The sequence below is a fragment of the Pseudomonas lundensis genome (assembly GCF_015377145.2).
Classification (GTDB): domain Bacteria; phylum Pseudomonadota; class Gammaproteobacteria; order Pseudomonadales; family Pseudomonadaceae; genus Aquipseudomonas; species Aquipseudomonas lundensis.
In genome coordinates this window covers 2,328,212-2,349,862 of the sequence record NZ_CP062158.2, presented here as the reverse complement: position 1 = coordinate 2,349,862, position 21,651 = coordinate 2,328,212, and the positions used below count along the sequence as shown (strand labels likewise).

Sequence of the window (21,651 nt, the reverse complement as noted above, 5' to 3'; positions counted from 1 at the left end):
CAGCACTGCATGAGGAGTCAAGGATGTTTTCACCGGCGGATCAACCCCATTTCACGCTAACCCTTGCGGGAGCGGACTTTCAGGTATTGGCCTTCAAGGGCCGCGAGGCCTTGAACATGCCGTTTGTTTTTGATCTGGAGCTGGTCAGTGAACGGGCCTTCCTTGACCTTGAAAAACTGCTACACACGCAAGCGTTCCTGCGCATTTCTGCGTCGGGGACCGGTATTCACGGGCAGGTGTACAGCATCTCCCGAGGCGAAGCCGGCAGACGCCTGACCCGCTACCACCTGTCGTTGCGCCCGCATTTGTCGTACTTGGCGCACCGGGTTAATCAACGAATTTTCCAACAAAAAACAGTCCGCCAGATAATCTCGCAGGTGCTGGAAGAGCACGGCATTCTGGCCTGCGATTATAAATTCCAGCTCAGCGCGACCTACCCCGAACGCGTGTATTGCGTGCAGTACGACGAGTCGGACCTGACGTTTATCCAGCGCTTGTGCGAAGAAGAAGGCATCCACTTTCACTTTGAGCACAGCCCGGATGCGCACTTGCTGGTGTTCGGCGACGACCAGACGATCTTCCCGAAACTGGCGCCGGTGCCCTATCAGCAGGACACCGGGCTGGTGGCGGACACCCCCGTGGTCAAACGGTTCGGTATGCGCCTGGCCACCCGCACCACCCGTGTCACGCGCCGCGATTACGACTTCACCAAGCCACGCATCGAGCTGCAAAGTGACGCCAAGAGCAAGGCGTTGCCGGACCTGGAGGACTACGACTACCCCGGACGGTTTGTCGATCGCGAGCGCGGCACTCACTTGGCCAACCGTAATCTGGAACGCCATCGCACTGACTATCAACTGGCCAAGGGCAAGAGCGACCAGCCGCTGCTGGTCAGCGGGCATTTTCTGCCGCTTACCGGTCACGCCAATGCAACGTGGAACGACCTGTGGCTGCTGACTGAAATCACCCACCACGGCAAACAGCCGCAGGTGCTGGAAGAGTCGGTGACCAGTGATGTCACCGATTCAAAAGACGACTTTCATCAGGGCTATCGCAACACCTTTAGCGCCATCCCGTGGGACGTGCCCTACCGTCCCCCGCTGAAAAACCCCAAACCCAAAGTGCTCGGCAGCCAGAGCGCCATCGTCACCGGCCCGGCCGGCGAAGAGATTTACTGCGACGAGTACGGGCGGGTCAAAGTGCAGTTTTATTGGGACCGCGAAGGCGCGTTCGACGATAAAACCAGTTGCTGGATGCGTGTGGCCTCGAACTGGGCGAGCCAGAGTTTCGGGTCAATCAACCTGCCGCGCATCGGCATGGAAGTGCTGATTACCTTCCTTGAGGGCGACCCCGACCAGCCACTGATCACGGGTTGCCTGTACCACGGTGTGAATTTGCCGCCGTACAAATTGCCCGAGCTCAAAACCCTCGCCACTGTCAAAAGCAAGGAATACAAAGGCAGCCGCGCAAACGAACTGCGCATTGACGACACCACCAGCGAAATCAGCATCGCGCTGCGCAGTGATCACGGCGCCAGTGCGATCAACCTGGGCTATTTGACCCATCCCCGGCCTTCGGGCGGGCAGCCTCGCGGTGAAGGGTTTGAATTGCGCACAGACCGGCACGGGGCCGTGCGCGCCGCCGCCGGTTTGCTGATTACCACCGAACCGCGCCCCAATGAGTCCAAGCATCACAAAGACCTGCCCGAAACCGCCGAGCGGTTGGCCACCGCCAGTGACCAGCAGGACGGCTTGTCGATGCAGGCCATGGAAAACAAGGCGCAGGAAGCCGGTGATCAGGATGCCGTGGCCAAGGCCCTGCACGCCCAGCATCAAGGGATTATCGGCAGCGGCCCGGCCAACGTCAGTGCCAATGAATTTCCGGAGTTCAGCGAACCGCATCTGGTATTGGCGAGCCCGGCGGGGATCGCGCTGAGCACGCCGCAATCGACCCACATCGCCACGGGCGAGCACCTGGGCTTGAGCAGCACCGGGCACACGAGTTTGTCCATCGGCAAGAAATTGCTCGCCAGTGCCAGTCAGGGTATGCGCCTGTTTGTGCAAAACCTGGGCTGGCGACTGGTGGCCGCGTCCGGCGACATTGATGTGCGAGCGCTCAAGGACAGCATCAACCTGCTGGCCAAACTGAACATCACCGCCAACGCCGACCGCATCACCCTGACGGCCAAAACCGAGCTGGTGATTCAGGGCGGCGGCAGTGCCACCACCTATAACGCCGGTGGCATCACCCACGTCACCACCGGCCCGTATACCGCTCACGCGTCCAACTTTGCGTACACCGGCGCCAAAAGCCTGGCCGGTGTATTCCCCGAACCGCTCAAGCCCGGCAAAGGCAATCTCGAACTGTTCAACCAGTACGCCAACCGCCAGGGCATCAAGGGGGGCGATTACGAAGTGATCGACGCGCTGGGCAAGCGCATCAAGGGCGCACTCGACCCCAAAGGTTTTGCGGCCGTGGCTGGTGCAGCCCCCGGCCCTGCGCGGGTCACGTTTGGGCCTGACCCGGCAGACACCTGGAGCGACGGCAGTTACATCGGCAAGCCCGAATGGCCCCTTCAAACACCCGGCGCATCCGCGGCAGACAGCCTTCCCGGCCCAATCCAGAGCATGGTCGCCGACCTGTTGCCGCGTCAGGGCAAAAGTGCCGACCTGCTAGAGCAAGGAAAAAGCCTGGGCAAAAGCGGCATGGACATGGCCAAGACCGGTATGGCCACAGTGCAGCGCGGCATGAGCGTGATCCAGACCGCCCAAGGCGCGATGCAATCGGCGCAGACCGTTAAAACCGCGCTGCAAGCAGGCGTAGCGGGTATCCCGCAACTGGCCAGTGCCGCGCTGCCCAGCGCGTCAAGTTTGCTGAGTCTGGCCAATAACAGCGGCGCATTGCCGAGCCTGCCGGCGCTGCCGACCTTCACCCCCCCTTCGCTTTCCTTCAAGACCCCCGGCCTGTTGGCGGGTGAGATGCTTTCATGACCACTGAAAATACGGCTGTAGAAAAACGCGGCCCGCAGGTCGCCATTGTTCCGCTCAGTGCCATCGACGTCAAAGACGTGGCCAGTGGCGCCGCCGTGTTCGATGCCTGGTTACAGGAGATGAGTGGCGGGATCGTCACCCTCGAACGGATCCAGGGGGTGGCCGGGGCTTTGCCCGTGGTCGGTAACATCATGGCGCTGGTAGACGCGTTGGGCGACGTCGTCACGCTGAGCAAGACTGAAAAACGCGACCTGCTGCTGTGGGCGAGCCTGGCGATTAACCTGATCGGCGTCTTGCCCTTGCCACCGACCATGGCCGCTGCGCGCATGACCCTGCGCCCGACCTTGCACCTGGTGCGTCAGGAGATGCGCTCTACCACCAAACTGATGCTCAGTGCCTCGGTCATCGAGATTCTGGTGGGCCACCTGAACGCGTCCATCGTCGGCAGTCTCGATGACTTCGTCGAGCAAGCCCGGGCCAAGCTGCCGCAGATCCTCGCCGACGCTGGCAAGCTCGGCGAAGACATGCTCAACGAAATCGCCAAGGGGCTGGAAGCCGCCGTCAACGGCACCCTCGATGCCGGTGGGGATCTGGAGGCAGCAAGTGCGCAGATCAGTACGGCGGGCGATCAGTTGCTGCATGACCCCAAAGCGGCCATCAGCAACATCTTCGGCGGCTTGTTCAGCGCCTACAAAGCCGCTGGCAAAGGCATGGCCAACAGCGCCTCGCAGCACCTGCTGCCCGACGACATCAAACGTTCCGTCACCGCCCACGCGGCTCAACTGCGGGCGATGGGGCCAGAGCTGCGCACGCAACTGAGCGCGCTCACCACCGAAGACGTTGAGTACTCGATTGGCTGGTTGTTGCTGATCCTGTCCAGCGCCACGGCCTTGTGGCGCAAGCGCAATGTCCATGGGCAAAGCACTAACGTCAAACCCACGGAAACCAACAAAGCCAAGCAAACGGCGGCTGAGGGACAGATCGACTCCACCGGTAAACAAGCGTCTGCAACAGGGATGGCCAATCCCGCAAAAAACTGCGCCTGTGACCGTACACCGCGCAGCATAAATTTCGCGCTGGGCTCCGAATCCCTGAGCCACACCGACTTCAGCTTGCCCGGCCCGTTCCCGATTGACTGGACACGCACCTACTACTCGCGCCTGAGTGCCTACGACCAAGGCGCCCTGGGCGCGCGCTGGATCACCGAATTCACCACCCGCTTTGACCTGCACGACAAGGGGCTGGTGTTCCACGATTCTGACGGCCGTGAGCATAAATACGCACTCAAACCCGTCGGCCAGGCGCACTACGACGCCATCGAAAACCTGACGCTGGTGCGCGTCACTGAAAATTCCTTACTCCTCTGCCGCGGCTTTGAGCGCAGGGAAACCTACGTGCGCCACGGCGACTGCTTCCTGCTCGCGCAAATCGAACTGCGCAACGGCGCAGGCGTCATGCTGCACCACGAATACCGCCACGCTGACCAACCGGTATTGTCCGACCTCATCACCTACCAGGGCGACCTCGACAACGTCCATTTACATCTGGGTACGATGATGGACGAACACGGGCGCCTCACAGGCCTGTGGGAAATCCGCGACAGCGCGCCGGTGCGCCAACTGGCGGCTTATTACTACGATGCCCACGGCGACCTGATCAACGCCCAGGACGAAAACGGCGCAGCCTGGACGTACGAATACCAGCACCACCTGATCACCCGCTACACCGACCGCACGAATCGCGGCATGAACCTGCAATGGCAAGGCACCGGCCCCGACGCGAAAGCAGTCCGTGAATGGGCCGACGACGGCAGTTTCGACACGCGCCTGGAGTGGGACGAAAACATCCGCCTGACCTACGTCACCGACGCCCACGGCCACGAGACCTGGCACTACTACGACATCCTCGGCTACACCTACCGCATCCGCCATGCTGACGGGCGCTCGGAATGGCTATTCCGTGACGACGCGAAAAACATCGTGCGCCACGTGCATCCCGACGGCAGCACCGACCGCTACGCCTACGACGATCGCAGCAACCTGCTCGAACATACCCGCGCCGACCACAGCGTCATGCACTACGCCTACGACGATCACGACCAACTGATCAAAATCAGCGACGCCGAAGGCGGCCTGTGGCTGCGTGACTACGATGACAGCGGCAACCTGATCGAAGCCGTCGACCCGTTGGGTAACACAACCGAATACGCCTACACCGCAGCGGGCTTGCCGAGCGCCATCAAAGATGCCAACGGCAACGAAAAAGCCCTCGCTTACAACGATGCCGGGCAACTTATCGAGTACACCGACTGCTCCGGCAAAACCAGCCAATGGGCCTACAACACCCTCGGCCAGATGGTCTGCTTCACCGATGCGGCGGGCAACACAACCGAGTACGAATACAAGTCCGGGCAACTGATCCTGATCACCCACCCCGACAATACCGAAGAACGCTTCAGCCGCGACGCCGAAGGCCGACTGCTGGCCCACACCGATGGCCTCAACCGCTGCACCACCTGGCGCTACACCGCCGCCGGTTTGATCGACGAACGTATCGACGCCGCCGAACAGACCCTGCGCTACCGCTGGGACCGCCTCGGGCAACTGCTCGCGCTGGAAAACGAAAACCGGCAACAGGCGACCTTTCATTACGACCCGGTCGGCCGCCTGCTCAAAGAGACCGGGTTTGACGGACGCAGCACCCTGTACGCGTACGACGAATCAACCGGGCGCCTGGCCAGCACCGTCGACGGCCAGCGCACCACCCAGGTCGAGTTCGACCCCACCGGCCGCCTCATCGAACGCACCGCACGCCTGGGCGGCACCACCCAAACCGAAACCTTCGCCTACGACGGCAACGGCAATTTGGTCATGGCCAGCAACGCCGACAGCCGCCTGCAATGGTTCCACGACCCGGCGGGCAACCTGCTGCGCGAACACCAGCACTACCTGAGCCTGCAAACCCCGGTGGTCGCCGTGTGGCAGCACGAATACGACGTGCTCAACCAACGCATCGCCACCACCCGCCCGGACGGCCACAGAGTGAGTTGGCTGACCTACGGCAGCGGCCACCTGCTGGGCCTGCGCCTCGACGAACACGAACTGATCGGCTACGAACGCGACGACCTGCACCGCGAAGTCGCCCGCCACCAGGGCAACCACCTGCTGCAGACCCAACAATGGGACCCGGCCGGGCGCCTGCAAGAACAGCTTTTAGGCCGCAGCGACGACAAAACCACCCTGCTCAAACGCGCCTACACCTACGACGCCGCTGGCCAACTGACCGACATCCACGACAGCCGTCGTGGGCCGCTGTCCTACCGCTACGACCCGGTCGGCCGACTGCTCAACGCCACCAGCCGTCTGGGCGTCGAAACCTTCGCCTTCGACCCGGCCAGCAACCTGCTGGATGAAAAAAACCAACAGGTCCAACGTCCACAGGACCAGGACGCCAAGCGCAACACCCTGATGGACAACCTGCTGCGCGAATACGCCGGCAGCCACTACGACTACGACGAACGCGGCAACCAGATCCGCCGCTGGCACAACGGCCAGCAAAGCCGCCTGCACTGGGACCTGTTCGACCGCCTGGTGCGCTTTGAAAACAGCCAACTGAGCGTCGACTACGCCTACGACCCGCTGGGCCGTCGTTTGTACAAACACTCCAACGCCCACCACCTAAACCGAAGCGAAGCCGGCTCGCAGTGGAACCGCAACGAACAGGCGCGCAAACAGCGGGAACTGGGGTGCGGCTTCACCTTATTCGGCTGGGACGGCGACACCCTCGCCTGGGAAAGCAGCCCCGCGCAGGCCGACGGCGCGAGCGGCAAAACCGTCCATTACCTCTACGAACCCGGCACCTTCGTCCCCGTGGCCCAGGCCCTGCGCCACCAACCGATGCGCCTGCTGGCCCAACCGAGTTACACCGGCGCCTACGACATCGACCAAGACCCGCTATGGACCCACACCCCGCAAGCGCTGCCGATTGACGTACTGGCGTGGTACCAGTGCGACCACTTGGGCACACCACAAGAACTGACCGACCCCACCGGCCAAATCGCCTGGAGCGCGCAGTACAAAGCGTGGGGAGAAGTCAAAGAACAACGCTCGGACTGGGCACAACGCCAAGGCCTGACCAACCCGATCAGGTTTCAGGGGCAATACCACGATCACGAAACAGGGCTGCACTACAATCGGTATAGGTACTATGATCCACGGGTCGGACGCTTTATCAGCAAAGACCCGATCAGCTATGCGGGTGGGTTGAACCTTTATGCGTATGCGCCTAATCCGGTGGGGTGGGTTGATCCGCTGGGGCTTCAAAATGAAACTCTCCCACTCGGTAGTGAAAAAAATCCGTTTGTAACATCAAGAGCTGCCCGACGTGAAGCGATGAGACAAGCACGAATACCAACTAGCCAGCAACCGATAAGTCAATCTAAAAACAACTCAGGATGGGAGTATCGTTATGAAACCCCTCAACCGGGTGGGGGTAAGGGATTAGCTTCTGTACAACAACAAACAATGGACGTTAGCCACCCCGATCAACCCCACTGGGAAGCCGGGAAAGTGAAGCTTGATGACGACGGAAACCCAAGAATGAGTAGGCACGGGCGGCCGCAAATTCGTAACGGTAAAGGAAAGGCCTTCTACATAAAGGAGTGCTGCAAATGAATATCGACCCTTACAAAAAAGAGCTTTTATATAGAAAGGCTCAAGAGAAAAAAATACTAAGCGCATTTGAAAAAAAAATTAGCGGACTTTTTTTAGATCGCCACCTGAAAAAGTTAAGATTAAACCTGCCAGAAACAGATCGAATTATAAGTTTTATTAGATCATTGCACGTGGCTCAATGCATAGAAAAGACTTACACCTCTCTTAGTGATTGCTTTGGTTTTGTTTCGGCTGAAATTGAAGAAAGAGAATTCTACGTGCTGGTTGATGAGGACTGGAAATACTGTGGAGCAGTATTGGTGAGGTCTGGCGGCACACTTAATTGCAGTTTTAATTTCGATGACAATACCAGTGACGAGCTAAGGTTTATCGTAGCGGATTTTTCCACTCAAATAACTGTAGATTACGTTCAGGACTCAGGCGAATGCCTGTATGAATGCTCAATCAAAAGATATATGAGGCCGAATATTTAAGCGCCATTACTTCTTGAGCTCAAACAGATTAAAGATATTGCCAGGCAACCTTCCCAAAAAAACAGGAAAATCCGATAATAATGAAGCTTAAAAAAGAAAAATATATGAGACTGCTTACAATATGATTGAAAACTACATAGGTGCGTTTAATAAAAAATATACTAAGCTCGAGACCGACTTTGATATGGCCCCAGCTATATATAATGAGGCGCGCGAATACCTAGATGACTATTTTGATACTGACCAATACCTGCTGAAGCCCCCCCAAAAAAACCACTTCCCCGCATCTTCTAGAACCTAACCTTTTAGATATCTACGGTGCCGATGAAGAAACTGATTGTTGGAGAATAAATTGCAGGCTGTTTAGCGAGCAGGGTGAAGAGGAGATCTCAGCAAGCTTTGATCTTTTCTATAGCAAAGGAGAATTTAAACTTAAATATCTATATACAGCATCCTGATATGCTTGATTGAAATATGCTAATAGCTTGCCTTAAATATGCCGCCGAGTACGACGGTGTAGTTACCGACAATCACCCCTCAACACTAACTTAGACTGCAGTTGATGGCGGATTTGGCTCACGGCTCAGCCATTCACACCAGCGCTCTTTAACAAATAAATGTCACCTGCAATGGCCCAGCGTCGCCAATCCAAGCTCGTTGTATGTTGATCACGCCATGCTTGGCTTCCTGTCCATGATAGGAGGTAATTCGATAGACAACCTTCGATTAAAGGATGCAGAAAAAATCTAAATCCCCCAGGAATATCAGTTCTTTACAGCTGCTGTTCTTCCGACGCATCAAGACAAATGCGAGAAGCGTTTCCCAAAGCAAGTGGCTTGCTACGTGCGGCAGAAACCGTCGCATCAGGATCCGCCGATAAAATCAGAGCAGCTGGCTTTGATGTTATAGAGGATCCCACGAACAAGTTTCCCAACCACGCGAGGATCATCCATCCAAATGGGGAAGCCGGGTTTAACGATTATAATTTAGGAAAACTATCTGACGCACTAGGGAGCACAACAAAATGCCTATAACTACTCATGCATTCATTCTAATGGACAAAAATGGAGCGATCATAGGGCGGATAGTTTCAGCAGGACTTACTCCGAGGGTGCAAGGTGCGTTTATACCAACCATTGAGTTTTCGAAATACGAGTCAGTCTTTTCCAAGCTGGAACATGCCGCAAACAATATGTTATTTACCCATACTGATAAAATACAGACAAAAATAGATAGGATGGATTTTTATGTAATTAGAGACGATCAGCCTGCAGCAAAACTTAAAGTAAAAGGCCTCCAGGTAATGGAGGGAGAAGCGATATTTTAACTTCAACAACCATTGAATCTATCACCTACGCCAACGTCATAGGTATCCCGATGGAGGGCGAACATAGCGTGATGATGTGTCAATTTGTACAAGGGGCATTCCGGATTGTCGAAGACAGTAGCACCCAAGCCGTCAATAACTTCCAGTGGCTCTGGACGGCATGAAGCCCCATCTGCCCCCCCCTTGACCGTCAGGGTGCTTGCGCGCCGAGCAGCACAGCTGACCATGCAATAGACTGCTCTTTAACAATCTGGTATCACAGGCATTGGCCCTGCCCGCCAATGCCTGCGACGCCCCAACAATCTATCGACGTATCCCCCGATCAATAGGCCTATCGCAATATGCGCCCCTGCGTCTAGAAGATCGCGTGTATAAATATGAGTCGCTCGGCCGCCTGATTGCCTGCAATACCGGACACTATCAGGCTCTGAGTGGCAGACCGAGACCTTAGTTTACGACCGCAACGGGAGTATCTTACTGGGCGTGGAAACCTTCGCCTTCGACCCGGCCAGCAACCTGCTGGATGAAAAAAACCAACAGGTCCAACGTCCACTGCACTACGACCCCAAACGCAACAACCTGCTGCGCGAATACGCCGGCAGCCACTACGACTACGACAAACGCGGCAACCAGATCCGCCGCTGGCACAACGGCCAGCACAGCCGCCTGCACTGGGACCTGTTCGACCGCCTAGTGCGCTTTGAAAACAGCCAACTGCGCGTCGACTACGCCTACGACCCGCTGGGCCGTCGTCTGTACAAACACTCCAACGCCCACCACCTAAACCGAACCGAAGCCGGCTCGCAGTGGAACCGTAACGAACAGGCCCGCAAACAGCGGGAACTGGGGTGCGGCTTCACCTTATTCGGCTGGGACGGCGACACCCTCGCCTGGGAAAGCAGCCCCGCGCAGGCCGACGGCGCGAGCGGCAAAACCGTCCACTACCTCTACGAACCCGGCACCTTCGTCCCCGTGGCCCAGGCCCTGCGCCACCAACCGATGCGCCTGTTGGCCCAACCGAGTTACACCGGCGCCTACGACATCGACCAGGACCCGCTATGGACCCACACCCCGCAAGCGCTGCCGATTGACGTACTGGCCTGGTACCAGTGCGACCACTTGGGCACGCCACAAGAACTGACCGACCCCACCGGCCAAATCGCCTGGAGCGCGCAGTACAAAGCATGGGGAGAAGTCAAAGAACAACGCTCGGACTGGGCACAACGCCAAGGCCTGACCAACCCGATCAGGTTTCAGGGGCAATACCACGATCACGAAACAGGGCTGCACTACAATCGGTATAGGTACTATGATCCACGGGTCGGACGCTTTATCAGCAAAGACCCGATCAGCTATGCGGGTGGGTTGAATCTTTATGCGTATGCGCCTAATCCGGTGGAGTGGATTGATCCGCTGGGCTTAATGGCAAAGATTGCTTGCCCAATATGCTGCGACGGGTCCCATGGAAGATCAAATAAGCAAGAAAGACTCCGAGCACTGGCTGATGATCCTAAACAACCACGTTATGTTCGCGGCTGGATACGAAATGAACTACGCCATATTGATACGCGAAATCGAAGGTCGATTCGGCTCCCCGGCAATTCCCGAAAATCCAAATCGCCCGGCCTTGAATTGGCGCATGGACACACTACACCAGCCAAAACAGGTCACTGCTATCGCCATTCTGAACCGCAAAATGCAGGCTTGCACAAAACTCAGCACAGGATAGGTGGCTACTAATGAATGTACACCCGAACAAAATTCAAAACGTCATATTTCTCACCAAAGAAGCGAGATATGACTATTTTTTACGAAAAATAGCAGATTCAATGTGCTTATGGGGTTTATTCAAAGAAGGTTGGGCAACCTCCAAAGGAAGTTCCATTTTAATTCCATTCTGGCCTGAGGAGTGTTTTGCAAATCTTTGTGCTACTGATGAATGGGGCGGGCTAAGTGCAGAGTGTATTGACACGGAAAAGTTTTTGAATGCCTGGATCCCGGGGATGGAAAGAGACAAGAGAAAATGTCTAATTTTTCCCACACCTACAGATGACGGACTTATAAAGTCACCTCAAGCTCTCAAGCTCGACCTAATAAATGAGATTAGTCAGTATAAATAGACGCTCCAATAGATATTGATAGGCCTCAATACTCAGAAAAAAGAGATCTCTCTATGACAGATACCCTCTGGACGGGCGATTTACGATCCGCGGCGGACGTCGTTCCAGAAACATTCTCGGACAGACTTTAACGAGAAACCGATTAGCATAGTGGCAGCGCTACTTACTGCGTAAATTGAGTTGCCCCCCCTGAAAGAAGCCCATAGAAATTATGAGTGGTTGAATATTAATACCGATCTTTAAAATTCAATTTGGATTAAATTATAACCTGCTAGAGTATGTCAAAACCTTTTGCAAGGTCCCTAGACCGTGCCCTCCCGTAGTTGATCCAACTAAGAAGATTCATGGAAATAGCCGAAACAGCGAGGCGACAACAACACTTTATGGTCGGTTTGATGCGGATGAGAAATTTCTAAAATGGGGTATTTCTCAGGATCCAAACACTAGATATACATGAAAAGAACTAGATGGCGGTGAAGTCCGACCATATCGATCAGGAAATCGTTCAGATATTCTTATGAGAGAGCGAAGGCTTGTTGAGCGGTTTCCCGGCCCTATGAACAAGGAATCGTGGGCTGGATCAAAAGCGCCGAAATAGGAGAGCAACATGGAAATCCAAATTAGCGGGCAGTACGGCGACCCATTATCGAGTAAAATATTTTCGCCATTGAGAATAGAATTAAATCAATGCTTTAAAAAAAATATAAGTCGAGAATATTTTAATACGCTCATAAAGCTTGCAATAGTGTTGCGAGTATCGGGGGAAATTAGCGATTTTAAATCACAGGGTGCAGAACGCCTTAGATACTGGAAGAAAGATAAGGTTCTTTCAATTGATCTAGTATTTTTTGAATCTCAGTGGCTGGGTGTTGACCTAAGTGTAGTGAGAAAAATAATGGCAGAAGGAATAAAAGAATGCCTTAACCTAATGATAGAGAGGGCAGTCAAACTGAATGAGGTAGTAGACAAAGAAGCTTTAATGGAAGGTATAGAGAATGCCTTAGCAGATTTCTTAGAATAGATTGGCGCATGGGATGGGCGATAGGCGAATTGCTCGCAGCTCAGACATACTCAAGAGAGGGCGAACACTTATTGAGCACTTTCAAAACATTGCGAATTATCTGTAGCCGGCTAACTATGAGGCCTTGTGCAGAAGATAAACCTCCCATAAGAGCTTAAGTCGTGCCGAATCATTATCACAAAATAATTTTCGAACTCACACCAGACGAAAACAACTATCCACCAGTCTCAGCAGAATCGCCGTGGGGTATATCTAAAGAATCAGGCGTATATGAAATTGATAATTCGCCATACTATGTTTATGGCGTCAGCAAGAGCGACTGCGTTTTGATCACCGAAAAAAATGGAGCCAAAAAAGCCATAAGAATAGTTCGCCAAGGAGGCCATTCCACACTCAGTGGTTTTTGCTGAAAAAGACGTCATTAAAAGACAGATAATAAAAAAACTTGAAACGCCAGGATGCATATGCTCAGAAAAAGAAGGTATCTCACTTTTTTCTGTTGATATTCCTGCGAGCTGTGATTTTTTAGAGATTGACAACTATCTTTCATCTATTTCAGATGGCGAGAAAATTGCTTACGAAGATGCATGCTTACAACATAAAGAAATTGACCCATCAAGAATCACTGAATCATTGTCAATCGCCTCATTAGTCAGTGAGTTACCCTGATGTAGTGGCTTAGTATTCGAAATTAAATCATGCAACTAATGGAGTACATCATCAGCCTTAAAGGCCCAATCACCCACGGTAGAGTGGTTCTTAAACTTTTCTTGGGCCAATCTCTAGGGCAAGCAAATTACATGGATTGGTTTAGACGTCAGTTGTGCGTTGTGCAAGGGGGGGGGGGGCATCTACCGAGGATACTCGGTCGAATTACGCGAGACGGAGACTATTTGTATTACCGCATTAATTGCCAGCGGCCTGATTAAAAGGTCGTAAACAGTTGAAGTGAAGAATTGTTCTTTAAAAATTAACTTGCATTAAAGAATTCCTGGGGATTGCATCTCGGTGATTTTGCACGGTCCCTTGGAGCGCGCAGTACAGCGCGTGGAGTGAAGTCAAAGAACAGCGCTCGGAATGGGCACAACGCCAAGGCCTGACCAACCCGATCAGGTTTCAGGGGCAGTACCACGATCACGAAACAGGGCTGCACTACAATCGGTATAGGTACTATGATCCACGAGTCGGACGGTTTGTCAGCAAAGACCCGATCAGCTATGCGGGTGGGTTGAATCTTTATGCGTATGCGCCGAATCCAACGGGGTGGGTTGATGCGTTGGGGCTTTGGAAAGGGCAACCAAGAAACCCTAACGGTACTTTCGGTAAAGGCGTAAACCCTGAGAGACCGTGCCCTCCCGTAGTTGATCCAACTAAGAAGATTCATGGAAATAACCGAAACAGCGAGGCTCCAGCTACGCTTTATGGCCGATTTGATGCTGAAGGCAATTTTCAGAAATGGGGTATTACTCAAGATACGAAGACCAGATACACAGCTTCAGATTTGAATGGAGGCCGTTTGAGACCATATCGAACAGGGAGCCGCTCTGAAATTTTAAATAGAGAGCGCAGACTCGTAGAACGTTTTCCAGGTCCAGACAATAATAAACCATGGGCCGGTTCGAGAACCACAAAGTAGGAGATATTAATGGAAATCCAAATAAGCGGACAATACGGAGACCCACAGGCGGACGATATATTCTGGCCTATGCAAAAAAAAATAAATGACTACTTTAAGAAATATATCGTAGGCGAATACTTTAAAAGCATTACAAAAATCGCAATAGTGTTTCGAGTGTCCGGCAAGATATGGGACTTTAAATCCCAAGGCGTGGAAAACCTGAGGTATTTAAAAAAAACCAAGACACTCACAGTTGATCTAGTATTCAGTCAATCTCAATGGTTGAATGCTGACTTGAACGAATTAAGTGAAATGATCGCACAAGGGACATTACAATGCTTTGAGTTAATGATAAAAAAAACAGAAAAACTGGGTGAGCTGGTTAAAAAAGAAAGTTTATTATCAGACATCGAGAAAGCAATATCTGAATTTATGCATTAGCCTTTCTTGCTGACATATACTAATCACACAGATCCGATCGCTCGACTTAGTGAATAGGATAGTACTAGAGGTACGAAACACACTGCACTACAACCGGTATAGGTACTATTATCCACGGGCCGGACGGTTTGTCAGTAAGGCCCCGATCAATGATGAGAACTCTACCCCTCCCCACTCGACTCTGTATCAAGCCAGATTGGCGTCTCTAATTTATCTCAACCCACACTTTAGCAACTGCTTAAACGGAGATGAAAACAATGTCACCTGCAGAGAGGGTTAAAATATTTAAAAATCAGATAATCGTGCGGGAAGCAGCCTTTCATGCTGAAAGACAAATCTTACATTACACACATAATACTAAATACAGCCGTCATGCTAACGCTGGTACGAAGGCGCAGTTGATTAATATTTTTCTGAAGAAATCAGTGCAGAAAGCTTGAATATTCCTGGCGCTGGTCGACTTAAAACCTTAGGTATTGGGCGGCATTCTGAGTATGATCAGGCTGTTTTAGTTGATACCGAGACTCGCTCCGGCATGGAGGGGACGGTTGAAACAATGAAATTTCACGGTATTAAACAGCGTTACCAATACGTGTTAAATCTGGAAAACGGCACGCCTAAAATGATTGGCGTAAATACCTGGCGTGACAGTGCAGAAAAATGGGAGCACCGTAACGTTATCCAGAGGATGCATTGAGTATTTTGTATTTTCGATGTGTAAAAACCAGAAGGAATTGAGTGTAATGAAAGACATCATTCGCCTAGGCGATACCACCACCCATGGGGGCGTCGTTCTTGAAGCTTTTTCCCGGACTGATCTCAACGGCAAGCCGATTGCGGGGGTCGGGCATAAGGTTAGTTGCCCTTTATGCAAAGGGATTTTTCCGATTGTCGAGGGCAGCGCAACTCACTCCGTAGACGGCATCGCAGTTGCGCTCGACGGGATGAAGACGGCCTGTGGGGCCGCGCTCATTGCCAGCGGCCCGAAAGGTGCTGTAAGCCGTTGAACAGCCTGTGCATCTCACGATAGGACACGGCACTTCAGCATTGAACCTGTTTGACGCTGTGGTGCTTTTTATCTGCCCGGGCTTTTCTGGAACTGGGCAGGCTTAACCCCTGCAAGTTTAAACTTGCATCAACATTAATGGACTAAACATGCACATCAAACTTTCGACCGTGTTAGTGGCTGCCTCCGCTTCGTTCTGCTCTGTGATTCAAGCGGCCCCTGCCCCGGCTATGCCTGATGCCGCAACCCTCAAACAAATTTATGACACCAGTCGTTCCATGTCGGGACTGATCGCCTACTGTGTCGATCAGAGCCACTTGAAGAAAGACAGTCTTGTGCAAGCCGAGAAGATGGTGGATTACGTCAGCAACATGCCTGCTACTTTCGATAAAAGCTCAGGTGACGCGATAGAGAAAGCCGGGCGCCAAGGCAAGATTCCGGGCAGTGATGGCCAACTGGTGAATATCAGCGATGCCCCTCAAGGTCTCGAGGCGTGGTGCAAAAGTGCGGATGAAGGCCTGCGTCTAGGTCTGAAATCCATTCAGCAATAAATGAACCTGATCCTTTAACCACGCTGTTTAAAAGTGGTTAATCGTTTCGACAGCCTATTGATTGTTGGGCTGTCGACGCGATGAACGTCAGTTGGATTTAATGCGAATAGATGCGCACTTTCTTATTTATCAGTCAGTAGGTATCTGGTTTACCCTCACAAGGACTTGTGTTGTCATGGAAAAAACATTCATTGCTCGCCTTATGCCTGTGGCGCTTTCGTTATCGGCGTTATTTCTGGCGGGTTGTCATGAAGACGCTGCGACCCACTCCACTGCCCCGCCCTCAGCTGTCCCTTTGGCTGCCATGGTGATCCCCGTGTGTGTGAACGGTGAGTGTCTGGTGCTGGACCAAAAGGGCTCCGTGTTAGTCAACGGCGATAACACCTACGCCGTCGCCCTCTCAGTGCCGTTGAACAGCACGTTCATTTATGCCGAAGACGGTCAATGGAACGTGGCCAATGCCGACGGTACACAGGTTATAAAACCCGCGTTCACCGAGGGGCTGCGCTTGCTGACACCCGGTTTTTTCGGATTTGAGCGTGACGGCAAGTGGGGTGTCATGGACCAGCAAGGCAATGAAGTGCAACCGCCAGCTTATGATGATATCTATCCCGGCGGCGGGACTGCGCAAGGCCAGTACATCGTCTACGGGCTGGACGATAAATACGGTCTGCTCAGCGCTGAGGGGCATGTGATCACAGCCCCGCTCTTCGACTCGCTCTTGACCCATAAAGACAGTGCCCTGGCGGGCGGTTGGGTGAGTGCTGAACGTGACGGCCAGAACTGGGCAATCAACCTGCAAACACGCGAGCTCAAGTCTGTCGGCTTCGACAAGTTCGTTGAATACGCCAATGAGCATTTCGTCGTTTCACAGGGCAGAAAAAAAGGCTTGGCAGACGCGTCGAATACGCTACTGACCGAGCTCAAGTATGACTGGATGGGCGTACCTGGCGACGGTTTGGTGGCCTTCAAGGAAAACTTCGACAGCCTCTGCGGCTATCTGGACTTCAAAGGTCAGGTTGCCATCGCGCCGAGCTACGACGCTTGCGAGGTGTTTGGTCACAAAGGCGCACTGGTCAAGGCCGTGGGCGACGATGGAAACAAGGGCAAATATGGCTTTCTCGCACGTTCAGGTGAGTGGCTGATTCAGCCAAGCTTCGATTCGGCAGAACCGGCGGTGCACTCACCGTTGGGGATGCTCACGTCTGTTCCGGGCTTTACCCAAACCGGTAACTTACAGAACATGTTCACCGTCTACTTCGGCCTGTTCGACACCGATAAAGGGGTTGAGCTGTTCAAGCCTGAATATGCACAGATCGGTGTTTTGACCCCTGATCGGTTTGTTTTCGCAAAACCTGATTCGCCGAAAAAGACCATTACTTTCCTGGGTTCGGCCAATCAATTGGCAACGCTGGGGCTCATGGACGCCAAAGGCAAAGTGCTGATTGAACCCGGGCAATACGTCGCGCTTACGCTGGATAAAAGTGGCCGTTTCATCCGTGCATGGACTGATACATCCCGCCTGGCAACGACCGCGTTGTATGACCTCAATGGCAAATTGTTGGTACCCGCCCACTGGCAAGAAGTGGTTATCGATGAACAGCGTGGCGCCCTCTTCGCCTATGAGCTGGAGGGTACGCCATCTGATGAGACCCGCAGCTTACGCGCCCTGTACAGCCTGGACGGGACCCCCGGTTTTGAAACCCGAACGGTAGGATGCGACGTGCAACAAGTGATCGATGGCAGCGGCAAGGTGTTATGGCCTACCGATCCAGAACACCTGTGCGGCGAGTCAGACGACGCAGCCGAGACCCAACAGCAGGGCTGAAACTATTGCCCCCTGCGCCCCTTGGAGTGCGCCAAGGGGCGCCAAGTGCACCCGTAACTTTCAAATGGAGTTGAGTGTGACCAATTTAAATGCACTGAGCGGTATCGAGCTGGATCAATTCATGGACCGGCTGGACACGCAATATCAAGATTGCGATAGCAGTTCCCTTTTGACCTCATTGCGGGCTCAGCCGCTAAAAGCAGACTCACTGGACGCGATAGAGCGTCTGCATGTGCTTTGGGTTAACGCCGGGGACTCGAATGCCGCTAAAGCCGTGTTGGAACATGACGCTGCCGCGCTATTGAGCAGCGTGCCGGATTCACAACAGCCTGAGTTGGCGATGAACCTGATCATGCTGCGCTTGCGGCTGGCCAATTATCTGAATGACGACAGCGCTCTTCTTGAGCAGCTTGAAACACTGGCGGCAATGGCTGAACGCTCTCTGAATTTCGATGTGGAACACTATCGTCACCATCACATGTTTGAAGAACTTGAATGCGGCAGCCTTGAAGTGGCGCTCAAAGCTATCGAGGTGCGTTACAGCCTGGCCACGTCCAATCCCGATCGCGCTACCGTACAGGCCTGGGATATGGCGGATCGTCTGCAACGCCGAGCGCGGGTGCTGGCTTCCTTTAATGACGATGAGCCAGCCCGTGAGGCCGCACTGGAAGCGGTTGCTGCGCTGCGCACGGCCGGCCCCGAACAGAGCGTGGATGCCACTGACTGGCTGTGGCTGGGCAATGCGCTGATTACCATCATCCCTTTACGACTGGCCATGTTCGAACAGCCCATCAGCCGCTTGATTGCACATTTGCCTGCGCCTCAACAACGCGAATGGGAAGTACGCATGGCGCGCCTGGCCGCGCGTTCGAAATACGCCCAGGGCGAGCTGGATCAAGCCCTGCGCCTTTGCGCCACTGCGTCATTAAGCCTGGACTCTGACGCCAGCAATAATTTTATCGAGTGTCACTTGCCTTGGTTGGTGGAGAGCGGGCAAATCGATGCCGCAGGGTATCGCGCATTTATCGATGTGTATGACCAGCGCACCGAGGTATGGCCCGGTACGGTGCGCTTGGTTCACGATCGCCTTCAAGACCCGGACGACCAACGCGTGTGGTGGCCTTTGTGTGTGATGCGGGCTTGTGATAGCCCCGAAACATTGCAGGCTTTTTCGGCCGCGTTGCCCTCTGTTGAACACTGCACCGTCGAGCCCTCTACCCTCCTCGCCCTGTTGTACCGGGCCGCTCGCGAGCCAGACTTGCTGAGCGACGTGTTTGCGCATGCCCGGGCTGAGGCACAGCGTCGCGCACCCGATCATCACTGGATCAAGCGGCTGGCCTCCGTGCATGATTACGCCGCGGGGGTTATTGAAGCATCCACACAAGTCAGGCTGTTGCAGGAAGCTGTACGCGATGGCTCGTTGCAAGACAACCGCACCGCCTTCAGCCTTTTTAGCGCCCACGTGCAGGTTGAGGGCGTCATTGCAGCACTGCGTCAGCCGACGCCTGTTCTGGCCAGTGGTTGGCATGCCTATAACTACGCCTTGACCATCGATCGCCTGGTCGAAGAAAAGGCTGAAACGTTGACTTCAACAGAGCGTCAAGAAGCGTCAGATCTGTTGGCCAGCGCTCAGATCAACGCTTATGAACAAGGGCGTACGCGCATGGAGCAGTACTTCGCCTGCGGCACCGGGCACCCGTACGATGCTTGCGCGCATCTGTACTCCATGCTCTGCAACAACCTGGCGATTCTATACAGATGCACGCGCAACCCAGCCACGCATGACCTGTGCCTCGACCTGCACCGGCGCGGTATTCAGGCCAGCCCGTTCGCGGAGCACTACCAGGGAGTTCTGAATGTTTACCGCGCACAGGATGACTACCTGGCCCTCATAGACGCTGCCGAACAGCTTTGGCATTACGCTCAGGACTACGGCTACAGCCGCCACGACCTCGACGATTATATTTGTGACGTTGCCTACGCCCTGCTTATGTTGAATCGCAGTGGCGAAATTCTGATCTGGGTAGAACGCCTGCTTAAATGCCAGCAAGAACAGGGCATTAGTGATCAACAACTGTCTGTGTGCCAATTGCATACCCGCGTCGCATTGGCTCGTTTCCTGGCCCAGACCTACCCCGACAACGCCTATGGCTTGTGGTTGCGTTATGCGCGCTGCGTCGAGGCCGCGAACATGATCACGCTGATGCTCGAAGTGGCCAAAATGTTTGAATACTTGGGTCGCAATGCCGAGGCCATTGAGTATTACTTGCGCATTCAAGTCACGCCACCCACCGAGGCAGACTGGGTAGATCCGGACTGGCCAGCGATTGAAAACACCCTCGCCAGCTTGCAACGCGCAGAAAAAGCCTCACACAAACGGTGGTGGCAAGTATGGAAATAGTGCCACCTGGCTCTCGCGGGCCGTACGCTGCACGTAACGCCCTTAATGCAGATCAACTCAAACAGGGTATTACTCAACGAAGTGGCGAACGGGGGGACACCGCTTCGATTCGCGCCTGGCTGCAGAACCACTTTTATCGCCATTTAGTGAGTAATTTTGAGCCGGCGCGTCGCCTCCACTCTTTGGAAGAGAGCATGGCAGTACTGGGCTCAACCCCTGCTCCGCCCTGGCTGAGCCGGTTTTTCAATGCGTCCGGCAATAACGTTCCACTGGTCTGGGTTGCCCCTGAAGATCCGTTACTGTTGCAACAGGAAGCCCTGCTGGTCGAGTTTCTGACGGCACGCAAAGGTACACCCCTTGAAGGAAAACTGGAGCGTATCAACTGCCCTCAAGCGCTGATGCTATGGGAAAAAGAGCACGCGCAAATGACAACCCGTACGGCACAAGGTTGGCGCACCAGTCAGCCCGATGCGCTGGGTCGTATCGTGACGTGTACAGACCATGCCTGGGTTGAGCTGCTGCCCGACAGCCATGCACTTCGCGCCGAAATGGCGTTTGAAAGCTATGTCATGCGCCATTGCCTCGGACAGTTCGCCGATCGTAAAGCGCTGACTGGCGGCTATGGCGGGCACTACGCCGATGCTGTCGAACAAGGTCATATGCGCCTGTTCAGCTTGCGCGATGCTCAAGGCCAGCCGCACATCACCGTCAGTTTGACGGTACAGGCCAATGGCGATTTGACGGTTGATCAAGTCAAGGGGAAACAGAATCGCCCGCCCGTGGAGCGCTACCTGCAACCCTTGTTAATGTGTCTGAACGCGCTGGGCACTGATCAACAGTCACCACCAGACTGTATTGCCATCGGTGTGGTACGCACCCAGGCGGGCTGGTTACGCCTCGAACAGGTAAACGACCCGACCGCCCAAACGCAACTGGTGGCGCGCTACCCGCAGTTGTTCTCTCGGCTCGAATCGCCATCGGCCATGACGCAATGGCTGGTCGCTGCCCGACAGGTCGAGATGTTGCAGCGAACCGCGCCCGCTGCTCCGTCGGTCAGGTACGCCGCACGCCACGTACTCGATCCCCTCAGCCCACCCGACCTGTCGGATAACCGGCACTTCACCACCGAAGGAGTACCTTGGGTCGGCCTGTCCTCCGGGCACGCAGCGGCCATCATTGACTGGCAGGCATCCATAAGGTGA

At 54.1% G+C, this 21,651-nt stretch carries 15 protein-coding genes and 2 pseudogenes; all 17 read left to right on the top strand.

Features of this window, described 5'->3' with window-relative positions; translation table 11 throughout:
- Positions 1 to 23 precede the first annotated feature (23 nt).
- Entirely contained in the window at positions 24 to 2,990 is a 2,967-nt protein-coding gene (locus IF654_RS11145; RefSeq protein ID WP_194862473.1) for a type VI secretion system Vgr family protein, read from the top strand.
- Entirely contained in the window at positions 2,987 to 7,663 is a 4,677-nt protein-coding gene (locus IF654_RS11140) for an RHS repeat-associated core domain-containing protein (RefSeq protein WP_194862474.1), read from the top strand. The genes IF654_RS11145 and IF654_RS11140 overlap by 4 nt, the downstream gene beginning before the upstream one ends.
- A complete protein-coding gene (locus IF654_RS11135) occupies positions 7,660 to 8,136 on the top strand; it encodes a hypothetical protein (RefSeq protein ID WP_094988154.1) in 477 nt (158 codons plus the stop codon). The genes IF654_RS11140 and IF654_RS11135 overlap by 4 nt, the downstream gene beginning before the upstream one ends.
- A gap of 1,024 nt (positions 8,137 to 9,160) precedes the next feature.
- Positions 9,161 to 9,463 carry a hypothetical protein gene (locus IF654_RS11130; protein ID WP_094988152.1) on the top strand — a complete coding sequence of 101 codons (303 nt, stop codon included), beginning with the start codon at positions 9,161 to 9,163 and terminating at the stop codon, positions 9,461 to 9,463.
- A gap of 453 nt (positions 9,464 to 9,916) precedes the next feature.
- Positions 9,917 to 10,885 (top strand): annotated as a pseudogene (locus IF654_RS23150) (RHS repeat-associated core domain-containing protein); the annotation flags it as partial.
- 317 nt (positions 10,886 to 11,202) lie between these two features.
- Entirely contained in the window at positions 11,203 to 11,583 is a 381-nt protein-coding gene (locus tag IF654_RS11120; protein WP_194862475.1) for a DUF2750 domain-containing protein, read from the top strand.
- A gap of 607 nt (positions 11,584 to 12,190) precedes the next feature.
- A complete protein-coding gene (locus IF654_RS11115) occupies positions 12,191 to 12,604 on the top strand; it encodes a hypothetical protein (protein ID WP_194862476.1) in 414 nt (137 codons plus the stop codon).
- A 161-nt stretch (positions 12,605 to 12,765) separates the two neighbouring features.
- Positions 12,766 to 13,014 carry a DUF4265 domain-containing protein gene (locus tag IF654_RS22940; protein ID WP_230683788.1) on the top strand — a complete coding sequence of 83 codons (249 nt, stop codon included), beginning with the start codon at positions 12,766 to 12,768 and terminating at the stop codon, positions 13,012 to 13,014.
- On the top strand, positions 13,001 to 13,273 hold the full coding sequence (locus IF654_RS22935) for a DUF4265 domain-containing protein (protein ID WP_230683787.1): 273 nt from the start codon (positions 13,001 to 13,003) through the stop codon (positions 13,271 to 13,273). Before IF654_RS22940 ends, IF654_RS22935 begins: the two co-directional genes overlap by 14 nt.
- A 352-nt stretch (positions 13,274 to 13,625) precedes the next feature.
- Positions 13,626 to 13,889: pseudogene (locus IF654_RS22930) on the top strand (RHS repeat-associated core domain-containing protein); the annotation flags it as partial.
- Positions 13,890 to 14,249: 360 nt separating this feature from the next.
- Positions 14,250 to 14,663 (top strand): hypothetical protein, encoded by a 414-nt coding sequence (locus IF654_RS11100; RefSeq protein WP_194862477.1) that lies wholly within the window; start codon positions 14,250 to 14,252, stop codon positions 14,661 to 14,663.
- A 436-nt stretch (positions 14,664 to 15,099) separates the two neighbouring features.
- Positions 15,100 to 15,360 (top strand): hypothetical protein, encoded by a 261-nt coding sequence (locus IF654_RS11095; protein WP_194862478.1) that lies wholly within the window; start codon positions 15,100 to 15,102, stop codon positions 15,358 to 15,360.
- A 46-nt stretch (positions 15,361 to 15,406) separates the two neighbouring features.
- Positions 15,407 to 15,670 (top strand): PAAR domain-containing protein, encoded by a 264-nt coding sequence (locus IF654_RS11090; protein ID WP_047282173.1) that lies wholly within the window; start codon positions 15,407 to 15,409, stop codon positions 15,668 to 15,670.
- 148 nt (positions 15,671 to 15,818) lie between these two features.
- Positions 15,819 to 16,220 (top strand): hypothetical protein, encoded by a 402-nt coding sequence (locus IF654_RS11085; protein WP_052892922.1) that lies wholly within the window; start codon positions 15,819 to 15,821, stop codon positions 16,218 to 16,220.
- A gap of 175 nt (positions 16,221 to 16,395) precedes the next feature.
- Complete coding sequence (locus IF654_RS11080; protein WP_194862479.1) at positions 16,396 to 18,048, top strand: WG repeat-containing protein; 1,653 nt, start codon at positions 16,396 to 16,398, stop codon at positions 18,046 to 18,048.
- Positions 18,049 to 18,124: 76 nt separating this feature from the next.
- A complete protein-coding gene (locus IF654_RS11075) occupies positions 18,125 to 20,449 on the top strand; it encodes a hypothetical protein (protein ID WP_230683786.1) in 2,325 nt (774 codons plus the stop codon).
- A gap of 194 nt (positions 20,450 to 20,643) precedes the next feature.
- A complete protein-coding gene (locus tag IF654_RS11070) occupies positions 20,644 to 21,651 on the top strand; it encodes a PcfJ domain-containing protein (protein ID WP_230683785.1) in 1,008 nt (335 codons plus the stop codon).

Excerpts from the sequence above, each read along its gene's own strand:
- IF654_RS11145 (WP_194862473.1), top strand. The coding sequence starts at position 24 with ATGTTTTCACCGGCGGATCAACCCCATTTCACGCTAACCCTTGCGGGA.
- IF654_RS11140 (WP_194862474.1), top strand. The coding sequence starts at position 2,987 with ATGACCACTGAAAATACGGCTGTAGAAAAACGCGGCCCGCAGGTCGCC.
- IF654_RS11135 (WP_094988154.1), top strand. The coding sequence starts at position 7,660 with ATGAATATCGACCCTTACAAAAAAGAGCTTTTATATAGAAAGGCTCAA.
- IF654_RS11130 (WP_094988152.1), top strand. The coding sequence starts at position 9,161 with ATGCCTATAACTACTCATGCATTCATTCTAATGGACAAAAATGGAGCG.
- IF654_RS11120 (WP_194862475.1), top strand. The coding sequence starts at position 11,203 with ATGAATGTACACCCGAACAAAATTCAAAACGTCATATTTCTCACCAAA.
- IF654_RS11115 (WP_194862476.1), top strand. The coding sequence starts at position 12,191 with ATGGAAATCCAAATTAGCGGGCAGTACGGCGACCCATTATCGAGTAAA.
- IF654_RS11100 (WP_194862477.1), top strand. The coding sequence starts at position 14,250 with ATGGAAATCCAAATAAGCGGACAATACGGAGACCCACAGGCGGACGAT.
- IF654_RS11090 (WP_047282173.1), top strand. The coding sequence starts at position 15,407 with ATGAAAGACATCATTCGCCTAGGCGATACCACCACCCATGGGGGCGTC.
- IF654_RS11085 (WP_052892922.1), top strand. The coding sequence starts at position 15,819 with ATGCACATCAAACTTTCGACCGTGTTAGTGGCTGCCTCCGCTTCGTTC.
- IF654_RS11080 (WP_194862479.1), top strand. The coding sequence starts at position 16,396 with ATGGAAAAAACATTCATTGCTCGCCTTATGCCTGTGGCGCTTTCGTTA.
- IF654_RS11070 (WP_230683785.1), top strand. The coding sequence starts at position 20,644 with ATGGCAGTACTGGGCTCAACCCCTGCTCCGCCCTGGCTGAGCCGGTTT.